Genomic DNA, 14,738 nt, shown 5'->3' with positions numbered 1-14,738 from the left:
CATTTTTTAAGATCAGTTTTCGAGAACACGAAAATGTCTTTCAATCTATGTTTCAGTTATTGATTAACTAAATAGTAAGTCGTAAACTTCCATTGCAATTAAATCAATATCATCGAAAGGAAATTTAGTATGGTTACTTAAATCTTCTAACGTATATGCTTTCATATCTGGATCATATTCAACGATTCCCTTTTCAACACCTTCACGTTCGAAGTGTCTTGTTTGGATTTCGCCGTTATCTTCTTTTTGCATAGCCTCTAAGCGACTAATGATTGCTACTAACTGAGAATTTTTCATAGTTGTTCCCCTTTCAATATCATAGTTAATAATACCAAATTTTCTATACATTTACACCTGATTAAGCAGATTATAATCGTTTCTTAACTTGTTTTTATGCTAAACTGTTAGTTATTAGACTTGGAGGCATAAAAATGAGCTTATTTAGAAAAGATTTGAACGATCAAGTATTTAAAATAGAGGTCTCAGATATTCGTCAATTTGATGATGAAGTGAGCCAAATTCCTGATATGATTAAATTAACAATGGGTGAACCAGATTTTAATACACCCGATCATGTTAAAGCAGCTGCCATCGAAGCCATTCATGAAAATTACTCACATTATATGGGTATGGCTGGTGATATTGAGTTACGTGAAGCTGCCAGTGAATTTTTTAATGAAAAATATGACGTTACTTATGATGCACAATCTGAAATTCTAGTTACAGTTGGTGCAACTGAAGCCATCGCAACTGCCTTACAGACTATCTTCAACCCCGGCGATGCCGTTCTTGTCCCAACGCCACTCTACCCTGGCTATATGCCACTGATTACTTTAAATCGGGTTAAACCAATTTTTATCAACACACGTGATAATAACTTTAGATTAACACCTGAGATGATTAATCAAGCTGTTAAAGATAATCCAAATGAAAATATTAAAGGTATTATCCTAATTAATCCAAGTAATCCAACTGGTATTTCTTGGACCGAAGATGAAGTTATTGCGATAACTGATGAAATTAGAAAGCAAAAATTATGGGCAATTAGTGATGAAATTTATAGTGAATTAACTTATGATCATGAACATGTCTCAATTGCAAAATATATCCGTGACCAAACTGTCCTAATTAATGGTTTATCAAAATCGCATGCCATGACTGGCTGGCGCATTGGATTCTTGCTTGCTCCCAAAGCGATGACTGATGAATTAAAAAAAGTTCATCAATACTTAGTAACCTCTGCAACAAGTGTTTCTCAACGTGCTGGAATTGCTGCCTTACGTGACGGTAAAGACGATGGTCGCATAATGAATGTTGAATATAAAAAACGCCGTGATTTCGTTATGGCTGAAATGAAAAAAATGCATTTTGAAATGGCACAACCTAGTGGCGCTTTTTATATTTTCGCAAAAATTCCTGCAGGATATAACCAAGATTCTATGGCATTCTGTAAAGAACTAGCTTTTAATAATAAACTTGCCTTAATTCCAGGAACTGCTTTTGGTGATTCTGGTCAAGGTTACGTTCGCTTAAGTTACGCTTCTAGTATGGAGAATTTAGTGCTTGGGATGGAACGTTTGAATGACTACATGACACAAAATAAATAAAAATACGGCGTTATTTCTTTATACTTACTTTTTGTAAGCATATATTTAGGCTAATTATATTTCCTCTGATATTATATTCAAATAAATAAAGGAGGAATTCAAATGGTACAAGCAATTACAGATGAAAATTTCAAAACAGTTACAGATTCAGGTATAACATTGACGGATTTTTGGGCAACATGGTGTGGCCCTTGCAAAATGCAATCACCAGCAATTGAGGAATTAGAACAAGAAATAGGTGACAAGGTTAAATTTGCTAAAATGGATGTTGACCAAAATCCTAAAACAGCTGACGATTTTGGTATCATGGGAATTCCCACATTAATGATTAAAAAAGATGGCGAAGTTGTTGATACACTCGTCGGTTATCATTCAAAAGAGCAAGTTAAAGACGCTTTATCACAATATATTTAACGATTTTGAAAAGCTAACTAATAAAAGCATTGTCATTTGACAGTGCTTTTTTGTCGTTATTTTGAATAGTAATAAACTGATTAGCGATTTTAGTATTGCTTAAAGAAACACGTTCTTCTCCTTATAAAACACAAAAAAAACCATTGCCAATAATAGAAAATCTATCATCAGCAATGGTTACTATCATATTTCATTTATTTAATCTTCAATTCCAACTTCTTCTACCTTATCTGGTTTAACAACTAAAGCAAACATTCCCGCAAATAGTCCAACATAGTAAGTTAAAATACGCCATAACAACATGGCTAAAATCAATTTACTGTGACTGGTCATGAAACTAGAAAAGACAATCGCGAAGCTATATTCTGCACCACCAGTTCCCCCCGGAATTGGGAAAAGTGAAATTACCATGACAATAAGCACATGAAGTGCTGTAATCATAATCACATTCACTGATGTGTATCCCAATGACAACATAATAAAGTATGGAATTAAATAGTAAAACGCGAGTTGGAAGAATGTTAATACAAAAACGTGAAAAATCATTTTCTTTTCATTCTTCATACGTAAACTCTCTTTATGGAAGTTTTCAATTTTTGAATAAATACTTGTATTCCAGCGATCAAAACGATCCCCTTTAACGAATAACTTAACAACTAGCATACAAACATACACTAATTTTTTAGTGAATCCATACCAATACATGATCATTAACAAAGCAGTAATCACAGCTAAATGAATCACAAATCCAAAAATCACGAATACCATTAGATAATTAACTTTATCTTGAATGTATTGAAACCCAATTAGTAAACAAACAATAAAATTAATAACAATCATTGCCTGGTAAACGACAAATTTCATTAATAAAATGGAACTTGCACGACCAGCGTCCACACCTGACTGAGCCATCGCAAACAATTGTGCAGGTTGTCCACCTGTTGAAAAAGGTGTGATTCCATTAAATAATTGTTCAATCAGTGGAATACGAATTGCATTCTTAAATGTAAATTTTTTATGTTGCCCTATCATGAACCGTTGAACAACAAATGCTTCAATGACAAAGTACATACAGATACAAAATACTGCTACTAATAACCACCATATATTAATATTAACTAAAGCTTTAACGAGCGACTGAATTGATACATTTTTTAAAGAATAAGCGAATATCCCCATCCCAATTATAACCATTAACGTCAATAAACCTATGTTTTTTCGAGTCATCTTTTAGCCCTCTTTGCTCTGGTCCAAGTAAAATTGATGCCAAATTTCAGCCAATCTATCCTCAGAATAGTATGCTGATGCCTGATCTGCTTTGTCATGCAAAACTGATAACGCATTGGGATCTTCTTTTAATTTTCTCAATTTAATTTGCATACCATTAACATCTGTCGCGGCATCATAATAGCCCTCAATAACCGCTTTATAAAGATCTAAATCGCGCAATAATACAGGTGTCCCACAACTAAATGCTTCTAATACTGACATTGGAAACAATTCATTGAAAGATGGCAGTAAGAAAAGGTTAGCAATATTGTAATAATTTACTAGAGCTTCTCGATCAATAATCCCAGTAAACGTTAAATTACTAGGCGGATTATCAACTACTTTTTTTAATTCAGCATAACCGTCAGTTAACTTACCAAATGAAAAGCCACCGGCCCAAATAAATTGGATATCAGGATTTTGCTTAGCTAACTTAATAAAATCGGGCACACCTTTTCTTTCTTGAACTTGACCATCACCAAAAACAACAAATTTATCGGCTGGAATACCTAACGCATCTCTAAAAGCTTGTTTTTCTTCCACGGTTTTTTCATAAAAAACTTTTTTTGAAACAAAATTAGGAATATACGTGACGCGTTCTTTTGGAATCTTAAACGCTTCAAGTTTTGGAATAAAACTTGGATTAACCACGACAATATGATCCATTCGTTTATAAAAAGCAATTACATACCAATAAAAAATGGCTTTAAAAGGTTGTGGAATTTTAACACTTCCCTCAAGTGTTTCTGGTAAAAAATGGACATAGCCAATTTTTTTACCTCTACCTGGCATAAAAGTCGAAAGGTAATAAGGAAAATTGATGGTATGGTAATGACTAATATCTGAGCGACTATATTTATTCACACTAATTTTGAATTCAGTTGGAAAGCGTTCTTTGAGCAACTTCATCATTTCGGTATATGCGCTACCGACCCCTTGTCCTTTAACCGAATTGGCCGCAGAAAACATGTTAATTAATAGCATGGTTGAAACTCCTTTGAAAATAAATTCGTTTATAGATGACTGATTTCGTCATCCTCTTCTTCTATTTCAACATAATGAATTTGAGCATCTTGGTAAAATTCAGCAACTTTTGATCCAAATGTTGCCGCTGAAATTTCTTTTAACTTTTCTAATCTTGGCTCTGGATCAACTTCTTCATGACATCTATTTAAGTAATCAATAATATCAGTCACCATTTCAGTTTCAGATGAAAAAGTTTTACCAACTTCTGGTTTTTCCATTAACTCGTCAGTATATTTACCCGTTTTAGCAATAACCGGTGTTCCAGCAGCTAAAGCTTCGATAAACGTCAATCCTTGAGATTCTGTTACTGATGCAGACACAAATAAATCTGCTAACTGATAAAAATGGAATACCTCATCATTATCAACTTCACCAATAAATCTGACGTTGTCCTTTAAATTTAAACTTTCTGTTTGCTCTTCAAGGGTTTCACGTGCCGGACCATCCCCTACAATCAAGAGTAAAACATTCGGTACTTTTTTAATTATCGCTGGCATACCATCAATAATTTCTTGTGTATTCTTTTCAAATGCCAATCGACTTAACGCAAGCATGACTGGTTGATCTTCAGAAATGTCTAATTTAGAACGATAATCTTCTGTTTCAATTTGTTCAAATTGAGAAATGTCTACCCCTGTAGGGATAACTCGTATTTCTGATTTCACACCATACTTCTGTAGCAACGTCTGAACGCGTGTACTTGGTGCGATAATCCCGCTCATATGGAATGCAAATGTTTTTGTCATTTGCTTAACATGGTATGGTTTCAATAACTTACCATTGGCAATGTAATGTAAATAATCTTCATACATTGTATGATAGGTATGTAAACAAGGAACTTTTAAATTTCTTGCAACAAATTTACCAATCCAGCCCATAGAAAATTCAGTCTGTGTATGAATAACGTCTAAATTTAGTTCTTTTGCCACTTGGTAAGCTTGAAATAAGCCTCTAACAGCAATTCTTCTATCTGTAAAAGAAACAAATGGAATACTAGAGAATCTAAAAATATTACGTTCATATACTGTCTTATCAACATGTGGGTCAGTCGTCGTAAAGATATAGACGGTATGTCCCTCTTTTTCGAGCTCGTTTCTTAGTGTTTTTATTGAAGTCGCCACACCGCTCACTTGTGGAAAATATGTATCTGTAAAAATTCCAATATTCACGATAAGGTCCCCTTGTCTATTCTAATATAATAGTTTTAATTATATTGGTTTCTCACCCGTTATGCAATAAAAGTAGACTATTCTCATCTATTCCCAATTAAACACAAAAAAACTGATAATCGAAATTACCAGTTTTTTTGTGTTTAATTTATTTCATGTAAGATTCAACTAATGCAATAACTTCTTCATTAGTTTCACAGTCAGAAACAGCTTTATCAGCTAATTCCTTCATTTTTGTTGTATCTAATTTTTTCATTAAACTACGTGTTTTAAGAATTGACGAAGCACTCATTGAGAATTCATCAAGTCCCATTCCAGCTAAAATAGGTACGGCAATTTGATCGCCGGCCATTTCGCCACACATACCTGCCCACTTACCTTCTTTATGAGCCGAATCAATTACCATTTTAATCAAACGTAAAATTGATGGGTTATAAGGTTGGTAAAGGTATGACACTTGTTCATTACCTCGATCAGCAGCCATTGAATATTGAATTAAATCATTTGTACCAATACTAAAGAAATCAGCATACTTAGCCAAATGATCACCGTTCATAACAGCAGCAGGAATTTCCATCATCATACCGACTTCAAGTTTATCTGCTACTGGTACACCAGCGTCAATTAACTTAGTACGTTCTTCAGTATAGATAGCTTTTGCTGATTTAAATTCATCAACAGTTGCAATCATAGGGAACATAATTGCTAATTGTCCATAATGAGAAGCTCTAAGTAGAGCACGAAGTTGTGTTCTGAAAATATCTTGACGATCCAAACTAATACGGATTGCGCGATATCCTAAGAACGGATTCATTTCCTCTGGTAATGGCAAGTAAGGTAATTCCTTATCGCCTCCAATATCCATTGTTCTTACAACTACTTGTTTACCATTCATACCTTCAACTGCAGCTTTATAAGCTTTAAATTGATCATCTTCTGAAGGTAATTCACTAGCATCCATGTATAAGAATTCTGAACGGAATAAACCAACTGCTTCAGCACCATTATCTACTGCACCCTCAACATCCTTAGGTGTACCGATATTAGCAGCTAAATCAAAATGTACGCCATCAGCAGTAACTGTTTTAGCGTCTTTTAGTTCTTCCCATTCAGCTTTTTGATCAGAAAAAGCTTTTGCTTTTGCTTCATATGTTGAAATTTCTTCAGCAGTAGGATTGATAATTCCGTCACCATTGATACCATCAACAATAACCATATCACCTTCTGAGATTGCAGTCGTTGGATCACCAGCGCCTACAACAGCAGGAATTTCAAGCGTACGAGACATAATAGCAGAATGAGAAGTACGTCCACCAACATCAGTAATAAATCCTTTAACAAATTTACGATTTAATTGGGCTGTATCCGATGGTGTTAAATCATGTGCAACGACCACAACTTCTTGATCGATAAGAGCAGGATTAGGAATTGTAACTCCTAATAAATGACTCATTACACGTTTCGTAACATCACGAATATCGCCTGCACGTTCTTGCATATAAGCATTATCAGTCATATCTTCAAACATTGAAATGAACATATCTGTGACATCCTTCAATGCTGCTTCAGCGTTGACCTTATCATTTTTGATTTTATCGCCAATGTTGCCCATAAGTTCAGGATCTGAAAGGATTGTCAAATGAGCTTCAAAAACCTCGGCTTCTTCTGCGCCGAGGTTTTCTGCAGCTTTTTGTTTGATTAGTTTCAAATCTTCACTTGATGCTGCAACAGCAGCATCAAGGCGTTTGATTTCTGACTCTGGATCTTCAATGCTTACTTGCGAGAATGACAAATCGGGTTGAACTAACATATATGCTTTAGCAATGGCAATACCATCACTAGCAGCAATCCCTTTTAGCATTTTCGACATTATTCAGCAAGTCCTTCTTTCGTCATTGTTTCTGTAATAGCTGCGATTGCATCTGTTTCGTCAGCGCCATCAGCAGTGATTGTTACATCAGCATTTTGACCAACGCCTAATGACATAACGCCCATGATTGATTTCAAGTTTACTGATTTTTCTCCGTAAACCAAAGCAACGTCAGCAGTAAATTTGCTTGCTGCTTGTACCAATAATGTAGCTGGACGCGCGTGGATACCTGTTTCTGCGATTACGTGAAAGTCTTTCTTTTCCATAATTAATTATCTCCTTGATGTTCTATATTTTTTTATTTTAGAAAAATGCATAACCCACTAACAAAAGCAAAGAACACGTTTTCATTAATAAATTAAACACATTAGTCTTTAGAGACAAATAATACCATTATTTAAAAAATGATACAAGTCTTTAGTTTTTCAAACTAACATATTTGTAAATAATTTGACCTTCTCTTTGCGCATTACCAACGATTGCCTTACGTAATTTTTCTTTTTGCCAAACAAGTTGAAACGCCATAAATTCATCTGGGTTGATTGTTATTGTCTCTATTTCACCAGCAATCAATGCATCAATTTTTGCTTTATAATCTTCGCTCATTTTCAAACCTCTTTTCACTAAAATCTACTATACTAAATTCATTATAGATTAGCCTCCATAAAATGTAAAAAAGGAGTTCTAATTGCTTGCAGAATTTTTCCATATTTTGTATACTATTCATCGAAGGTCAAAGATGGTCAACATGTTTTTGATCTTAGATAAACTAAACTATACGAACGAAATATGAAAGGTTGTGACACATATGATCTGTCAAAATTGTCAAATCAATCCAGCGACAATACACTTATCAACTAACTTAAATGGTCAACATCAAGAATACGATTTATGTCAAAATTGTTATCGATTACTAAAAGATGAACAAGAGCGTTTAAGTAATGGTCAAATCCGTAATAATCAACAAGATCCATTTAGCTTTGGTAACCTTGATGATTTATTTAATGCGATTGCACCAAATAGTCAAAATAATAGTTCACAAAGAAAAGAGCAGACACCTCCTACCCAAGCTGGTAGAAATGGTGGCGCTAATAAAAATAATGGTAAGGATACAATCCTTGGTCAATTCGGTCTTAATTTAACCGATGAGGCACGGGCAGGAAATATTGACCCGGTCATTGGTCGCGATCAAGAAATTAATCAAATCATTGAAATTTTGAATCGTCGGACAAAAAATAATCCTGTTCTAATCGGCGAAGCTGGTGTTGGTAAAACAGCAGTCGTTGAAGGATTAGCTCAAAAAATTGTTGATTCAGCTGTTCCTCAAAAACTTTTAAACAAACAAGTTATTCGATTAGATGTTGTTTCATTAGTTCAAGGAACGGGTATTCGTGGTCAGTTCGAAGAACGAATGCAACAATTAATGAAGGAACTTAAAAATGATAAGTCTATCATTCTATTCATTGATGAAATTCATGAAATTGTAGGCGCTGGTAATGCTGAAGGTGGTATGGATGCCGGTAACGTTCTAAAACCAGCTCTTGCTCGAGGCGAATTACAACTCGTTGGCGCAACAACTCTAAATGAATATCGTCAAATCGAAAAAGATGCTGCGCTTGCACGTCGTTTACAGCCTATCCAAGTTGATGAACCTAGTGTCGAAGAGTCAATCGTCATTTTAAAAGGTATTCAAAAGAAATACGAAGCTTACCATCATGTTCATTATAGTGATGAAGCAATTGAAGCTGCTGCTTCTCTCTCTGACCGTTACATTCAAGATCGTTTTTTACCAGATAAAGCCATCGATTTACTTGATGAATCTGGGTCAAAAATGAATTTAACCATTAAAGCTATTGATCCCAAATTAGTTGCAGAAAAAATTAAAAACGCTGAAACTCAAAAACAAGCTGCACTAACCGACGAAGATTATGAAAAAGCAGCCTACTATCGCGATCAAGTCGCAAAATTCAAAGAATTACAAGATAGTAATACTGATTCTGATGAATTACCAATTGTAACCGAAAAAGAAATGGAACAAATTATTGAAGAAAAAACAGGGATTCCTGTAGGCGAACTAAAGGAAAAAGAGCAACAACAATTGAAAAATTTAGCCACTTCCCTTCAAGCTAATGTCATTGGCCAAGATGACGCCATTGATAAAGTGGCCCGCGCCATCCGCCGTAACCGGATTGGATTCAATAAATCTGGGCGTCCTATCGGATCATTCTTGTTTGTTGGACCAACTGGAATTGGTAAAACAGAACTTGCTAAACAATTATCAAAAGAATTATTTGGAACAAAAGAATCAATGATTCGTTTCGATATGAGTGAGTACATGGAGAACCATTCAGTTTCTAAATTGATTGGTTCCCCTCCTGGCTATGTTGGTTATGAAGAAGCTGGTCAATTAACTGAACAAGTTCGTCGTAATCCATACAGTTTAATCTTGTTAGATGAAGTTGAAAAAGCACATCCTGATGTTATGCATATGTTCTTGCAGATTCTTGAAGATGGCCGTTTAACAGATTCACAAGGTCGCGTGGTAAGTTTCAAAGATACGATTATCATTATGACATCTAACGCTGGTAGTGCTGATGCTGAAGCAAATGTTGGCTTTGGTGCAACGTCAACTGGTGCAACCCATGCCATCATTGATAAACTATCAAATTACTTCCGTCCTGAATTTTTAAACCGTTTTGATGACATCGTTGAATTTAACTCATTAAGTAAAGAAAACTTAGTTTCAATCGTAAGTATCATGCTTGATGACGTTAATAAAGTTCTTAAAAATCAAAACTTAGAACTTCACGTTACAAATCGGGTTGAAGAAAAATTAGTTGATTTAGGCTACAATCCCGCAATGGGTGCTCGTCCACTAAGACGTGTTATCCAGGAACAGATTGAAGATCAAATAGCTGACTTCTACCTTGATAATCCTGATGTAACAAAATTAGCTGCAAAAATTGAAAAAGATGAAATTAAGATATCAGCCGATACAACTACTGATGTTAAAGATTCCGACTCTAACGTTGAAAAGTAAAGGCTAAACTAAAGATGCAGACTCAGATAATTTTTTCTGAGTCTGCATCTTTTTTTATTTTATTCATTCTTTTAAATAAATAAACGATATTTCAAACACTTTTCCCCAATAATTAATCTTTTTAGGTTATAATTATGATATTAGATTATGAATGGAGCTGATTAAAATCGCCTTAAGAGATTTCTTCCGGAATATGTTGTCTGTTTTTACAAAAAATGACCAACCTACTTCCACTTCCGATATACAATTTGTATTCAATTCTGAATCAACAAAAAAATATAAGGCACCAAAACAAAAGAAACATGAAGTCATTGAAGAAAAAACTTTTCTACCAACATCTGTTTCAGATGCCACAATGATTGTTTACTATAAAGACCAAAATAATAATAATCTATCTCGTCCGCAAATTATCAGTGGCACTATAGGTAGCGATTTAAGACTTCAATTTGAACCAATCAATGATTATAATCTAGTTGGCATTTCGGGATTCACAAGTACTTTTGTAACCAACTATGGTGCTATTATTTTAAGCTATGAAAAGAAACATGGCGCTGCCGTTTGGATTTATAATCAAGATATTGATGGTGGCTACTTAATCGGCTCACCCACTTTACTACGTGGCCATTTGAATGACCCTTTCACTTATGACCCTGTCAATATTCCAGGGTTCAATTTATTGCGTGCCTCAAAAACTAGTTATGGTACTTTCACAAATGAACAACAAACCATCTACTATTATTATCGCAACATCAATTGGAAAACCGTCGATCAAATTGACGCATACATCCAGATTACAAAACGCGTACGTCCTTATGACTTACCCGAGGGTAACTCCTATCCCGCCTTCTTACCTGCTGGCGTTATTTTACAAGTATTTGAAAAAATCGAAACGAATTTGGGAACTATTTGGTACAGCATAGGTGGCAATCAATGGTTAGAAAGTACTTCTAATGTAAAAATGATTATTCAACCCAAATATGCTTTATTACCCGACAATGACACCAATGAATTTACTAAAAAAATAATCAATCACTCTGCTTCAATTGATTACATTCCTAATAAATCTGTAACTATTTACACTAAACCTTATGGTAAAAAATTACGAGTTTTAGCTGACAATACACAAGTTACTTTAATCAGTCAGTTATCATCAAGTAATGATGTTTGGTTTGAATTAAAAGATGGTGGTTTTATTGATGAAACTTACATCAAAATGCCTTACTCATTAAATTAATAAGCACTCAAAAAAGAGGTATACCAATTGGTATACCTCTTTTCGTTTATAGTTTTGATGTTAATGTAACGTTTGGATATTTGTCAGCAAACCAGCGTTCTGCGAATGCATTTTCAAACAAGAACAACGGTAAGTCTTGTCGATCTTTAACAAGTAAGTTACGTGAACTTGACATCTTTTCATCCAATTGTTCTGGATCAATCCAGCGAGCTGTTTTAGAACCCATTGGTGTCATGATAACTTCTGAATTATATTCATTTAACATTCTGAATTGGAAGACTTCAAATTGAAGTTGACCAACGGCACCCAGAATATAGTCACCCGTGTTGTAACTTCTATATAATTGAACAGCACCTTCTTGAACCAACTGTTGAATACCCTTATGGAATGATTTTTGTTTCATTACATTTTTAGCATTAACGCTCATGAATAATTCAGGCGTAAATTGAGGTAATTTTTCAAAGGTAATTGGTTTCTTCATGTTACTGATTGTATCGCCAATTTGGAAATTACCAGTATCATATAATCCAATAATATCGCCAGCTACAGCTGATTCTAAAACTTCACGAGAATCTGCCATAAATTGGGTTGAATTAGATAAACGCATTTTCTTTTCAGTTCTTGCTAATTTAACATCCATCCCACGTTCAAATTCACCTGAACAAATTCGAATAAACGCAATTCGATCACGATGATTAGGATTCATATTTGCTTGAATTTTGAAAACAAACCCAGAAAAATGTTCATTTGTTGGTTGTATCGTTGTTTCTTCAATCGTTTTATGTTCTTGTGGTGCTGGTGCATAGTTCAAATAAATATCTAAGAACGTTTTTACACCAAAGTTAGTTAATGCTGATCCAAAGAAAACCGGCGTTAAATCCCCTGTTGCGATTTTTGCTTCATCAAAGGTATTACCAGCATCGCCCAATAATTCAATTTCATCTAGCACTTCTTGATAGATACTATCTTCTTTTAAAGGATGGTCGCCTTCAATCTCACCGGCGTCATTTAAATCAACGTAGTCCATGCCTTTATCTTCTTTTTGGTAAAGTTCAATACGATGGTTGTAGATATCGTATAATCCCTTTAAGCCTTTACCCATACCAATTGGCCAGTTCATTGGGTATGATTCAACGCCCAAGACCTCTTCGAGTTCAGCCATTAAATCAAGTGGCTCACGTCCATCACGATCCATCTTATTGATGAATGTGAAAATAGGAATGCCACGCATTTTACAAATTTTAAATAATTTCTTTGTTTGTGGTTCAATTCCTTTTGCAGAATCAATAACCATGACTGCAGAATCTACGGCCATTAATGTTCGGTAGGTATCTTCCGAGAAATCCTCATGCCCAGGTGTATCTAAAATATTAACCCGCTTATCGGCGTAATCAAATTGCATAACTGAACTAGTAACAGAAATACCACGTTTCTTTTCAATTTCCATCCAATCAGATTTTGCAAAAGTACCAGATTTTTTACCCTTAACTGTTCCGGCAGAACGGACAACCCCACCGAATAAAAGTAATTGTTCTGTAATGGTTGTTTTACCAGCATCGGGATGAGAAATAATCGCAAATGTTCGGCGTTTTTTTACTTGAGTCTCTAATTCTTCTGTATTCATTTTTTGTCCTCTCTAAAACATATTACTCATAGTTTATCATAAATGATAATGAACTTCGACGTAAAAAATGATAAGGTCAATGGAACTTATTAGAGTTCTATTGACCTTATCATCCCATATTTTATTCTTTACTCTTTAAAGTATCTTTTAACCGTGTTTCGGGAATCATAACTTTCAATTCCACTAATCGAGAACCGTCCATTTTTTCCGTTTCGAGAAGTATACCATTGTGAAGTGTAATCTGTAGTTGTTCATTATTACCGGGAATTCGACCTAATTCAGTTAAGACGAATCCCGCAATTGTGTCTACGTCTTTAACGTTGATATCACAATTAAATTCATCATTAAAATCGTCAAGTGTCATTCGACCTTGTACGATATATTCATGTGCATTAATTTTTCTCAATGTATCATCAGGGCTATCTGACTCATCGTCGATATCGCCAACAATCTCTTCAATTAAATCTTCAATTGTGGCAAGTCCAACAACACCGCCATATTCATCCAATAAAATAGCTAATTGAGTGTGTGTTTTCTTCATTTCGAATAACAAATCATCAACAGCCATCGTTTCTGGAATAAACATGGGCTCTTGCATAATTTGACGTAAACTAATTCTATCGAACCCTTTTGCTCTAGCAGCTTTAAGCAAATTTTTGATATGAACAACGCCAACGACGTTATCTTTATCATCACTATAAACGGGTACACGAGAATAAGGTTGATTTAAAATAGCATCAATATTACGATCATTATCGTTTTGTAAATCAATCATAAAAGCATCAGTTCTAGCGACCATAACTTCACGAGCGAATTTCGTATGTAACGAAATAACGCCTTCCATCATTTCATATTCATCTGAATCAATAGCACCACGCTCTTCACCAGTTTGAATCATATGAACAATTTCTTGTCGACTAATAACCTCAATATTATTTTTATTAAACTTAATTGGTGTTATTTTTTCTAATGCACGGATTGAAATTGATAACAACCAGTTAAATGGTTTGAAAACAATCGCAATAAGTTGAATAGGCCCAGTCGTTGCTCTGGCAATTTTGTCTGGCATCTGTAGTGCCAATTGTTTAGGATATAATTCTCCTAAAACTAATGAAAAATAAGATAAAATCAACGTAACGATAACTACTGCAACATCATGTGCCCACACAGCACTCCCAAACAATGGTTCAACATATTTAGCCAAAGATGTTGCTGCAAAAGCTGAAGACAAGAACCCGGCAAAAGTAATACTAATCTGGATAGTTGATAAAAATGATGTCGAATTATTTAATATACCAAGAATTCTTATTGCACCTTTATCTCCAGCTTTCGCCTCTGCCTCAATTTTATTACGATTTACTGAAACTACTGCTAATTCTGCAGCTGAAAAATAGGCATTCACTAATGTCAAAATGACTAATAATAACAGCTGCAACAGCAGTTCGTGACCAGGGTCTGAACTCATTTACTCATCCGCTCCAATTC

The 14,738-nt window shown here is 34.6% G+C and carries 13 protein-coding genes; 4 read left to right on the top strand and 9 right to left on the bottom strand.

Annotation, left to right across the window (positions count from 1 at the left end):
* Nucleotides 1-63 precede the first annotated feature (63 nt).
* Entirely contained in the window at nucleotides 64-297 is a 234-nt protein-coding gene (locus AC1RPR_RS04615) for a YkuJ family protein (RefSeq protein WP_409022166.1), read from the bottom strand.
* A gap of 134 nt (nucleotides 298-431) precedes the next feature.
* On the opposite strand from AC1RPR_RS04615, the gene AC1RPR_RS04610 reads away from it, so the two are divergent.
* Together AC1RPR_RS04610 and trxA are read left to right on the top strand one after the other, a co-directional pair.
* Nucleotides 432-1,607 carry a pyridoxal phosphate-dependent aminotransferase gene (locus tag AC1RPR_RS04610; RefSeq protein ID WP_481761497.1) on the top strand — a complete coding sequence of 392 codons (1,176 nt, stop codon included), beginning with the start codon at nucleotides 432-434 and terminating at the stop codon, nucleotides 1,605-1,607.
* Between the two features lie 102 nt (nucleotides 1,608-1,709).
* Nucleotides 1,710-2,021 (top strand): thioredoxin, encoded by a 312-nt coding sequence (gene trxA / locus AC1RPR_RS04605; RefSeq protein WP_481761498.1) that lies wholly within the window; start codon nucleotides 1,710-1,712, stop codon nucleotides 2,019-2,021.
* 198 nt (nucleotides 2,022-2,219) lie between these two features.
* On the opposite strand, the gene AC1RPR_RS04600 is transcribed toward trxA, so the two are convergent.
* From AC1RPR_RS04600 to AC1RPR_RS04575, 6 genes are all read right to left on the bottom strand, one after another.
* Complete coding sequence (locus tag AC1RPR_RS04600; protein WP_481761499.1) at nucleotides 2,220-3,248, bottom strand: lysylphosphatidylglycerol synthase transmembrane domain-containing protein; 1,029 nt, start codon at nucleotides 3,246-3,248, stop codon at nucleotides 2,220-2,222.
* Between the two features lie 3 nt (nucleotides 3,249-3,251).
* Nucleotides 3,252-4,274 (bottom strand): glycosyltransferase family 4 protein, encoded by a 1,023-nt coding sequence (locus AC1RPR_RS04595; protein WP_481761500.1) that lies wholly within the window; start codon nucleotides 4,272-4,274, stop codon nucleotides 3,252-3,254.
* 29 nt (nucleotides 4,275-4,303) lie between these two features.
* Nucleotides 4,304-5,485 carry a glycosyltransferase family 4 protein gene (locus tag AC1RPR_RS04590; protein ID WP_481761501.1) on the bottom strand — a complete coding sequence of 394 codons (1,182 nt, stop codon included), beginning with the start codon at nucleotides 5,483-5,485 and terminating at the stop codon, nucleotides 4,304-4,306.
* A 148-nt stretch (nucleotides 5,486-5,633) separates the two neighbouring features.
* Nucleotides 5,634-7,355, bottom strand: a complete 1,722-nt coding sequence (gene ptsP / locus AC1RPR_RS04585) for a phosphoenolpyruvate--protein phosphotransferase (RefSeq protein WP_481761502.1) — start codon at nucleotides 7,353-7,355, stop codon at nucleotides 5,634-5,636.
* Nucleotides 7,355-7,621: a phosphocarrier protein HPr gene (locus AC1RPR_RS04580; protein ID WP_409022159.1), complete on the bottom strand. Its 267-nt coding sequence runs from the start codon at nucleotides 7,619-7,621 to the stop codon at nucleotides 7,355-7,357. The genes ptsP and AC1RPR_RS04580 overlap by 1 nt, the downstream gene beginning before the upstream one ends.
* A gap of 151 nt (nucleotides 7,622-7,772) precedes the next feature.
* On the bottom strand, nucleotides 7,773-7,961 hold the full coding sequence (locus AC1RPR_RS04575; protein WP_057973672.1) for a hypothetical protein: 189 nt from the start codon (nucleotides 7,959-7,961) through the stop codon (nucleotides 7,773-7,775).
* A 202-nt stretch (nucleotides 7,962-8,163) separates the two neighbouring features.
* Between AC1RPR_RS04575 and AC1RPR_RS04570 the strand changes: the two genes are divergently transcribed.
* Nucleotides 8,164-10,395, top strand: a complete 2,232-nt coding sequence (locus tag AC1RPR_RS04570; protein ID WP_481761503.1) for an ATP-dependent Clp protease ATP-binding subunit — start codon at nucleotides 8,164-8,166, stop codon at nucleotides 10,393-10,395.
* 151 nt (nucleotides 10,396-10,546) lie between these two features.
* Nucleotides 10,547-11,629 carry a MucBP domain-containing protein gene (locus AC1RPR_RS04565; RefSeq protein ID WP_481761504.1) on the top strand — a complete coding sequence of 361 codons (1,083 nt, stop codon included), beginning with the start codon at nucleotides 10,547-10,549 and terminating at the stop codon, nucleotides 11,627-11,629.
* A gap of 46 nt (nucleotides 11,630-11,675) precedes the next feature.
* Here the strand turns inward: AC1RPR_RS04565 and AC1RPR_RS04560 are convergent, their stop codons facing one another.
* Together AC1RPR_RS04560 and AC1RPR_RS04555 are read right to left on the bottom strand one after the other, a co-directional pair.
* On the bottom strand, nucleotides 11,676-13,253 hold the full coding sequence (locus AC1RPR_RS04560) for a peptide chain release factor 3 (protein WP_481761505.1): 1,578 nt from the start codon (nucleotides 13,251-13,253) through the stop codon (nucleotides 11,676-11,678).
* Nucleotides 13,254-13,374: 121 nt separating this feature from the next.
* Nucleotides 13,375-14,718, bottom strand: a complete 1,344-nt coding sequence (locus tag AC1RPR_RS04555; protein ID WP_481761506.1) for a hemolysin family protein — start codon at nucleotides 14,716-14,718, stop codon at nucleotides 13,375-13,377.
* Nucleotides 14,719-14,738: the final 20 nt, after the last annotated feature.

This window comes from Dellaglioa sp. CoH-57-MRSF-22, assembly GCF_056781895.1.
The sequence above is the reverse complement of the archived record's forward strand: the minus strand, read 5'-3'. Positions and strand labels throughout refer to the sequence as shown.